Origin of the sequence: Alkalihalophilus lindianensis (assembly GCF_032843265.1) — a bacterium.
GTDB lineage: Bacteria > Bacillota > Bacilli > Bacillales > Bacillaceae_D > Alkalihalophilus > Alkalihalophilus lindianensis.
Map to the genome: position 1 here is coordinate 1 of NZ_JAWJBA010000050.1, position 436 is coordinate 436.

Here is a 436-nt window from a genome sequence, read left to right on the forward strand (position 1 = left end):
GTTAAAATCAGACACGGTAAAGGTGTTGACCAGCTGGCTTAGGAACGGCACATGCTCTGCCTTCGTATTAACCGTTGCCTCAGTCATCACCTTTTTTATTGCACTGATATCAGCGTTTTCAATCGGATGAATAATCGATGCCCCTGTCAAACCAAGGACTGCGGCAACGAAGGCCGTCAGCAGGAACACAAGTACAATACTGCCCATGATTTTCCCCAGCCGTTTCATTTCATTCATATTGGCAATTGCCGAGGCAATGCTGAAAAACACTAAAGGTACAATGATCATAAACATTAAATTGAGAAATAAATCCCCAAACGGCTTCACAACGGTCGTTTTTGTTCCAAAAACCAGACCCGCTGCTCCGCCGATGATGATTGCCCCAAGCAAAATAAGAGTGAAGCGATAATTTTTGAAAAATAATTTCATATAGTGC

1 protein-coding gene is annotated in these 436 nt (G+C 42.9%); it reads right to left on the reverse strand.

The annotated features are described in order from the left end of the window. A partial coding sequence (locus RYX56_RS21225) for a cation:dicarboxylate symporter family transporter (protein WP_317123973.1) occupies positions 1-429 on the reverse strand: 429 nt, incomplete at its 3' end. Positions 430-436: the final 7 nt, after the last annotated feature.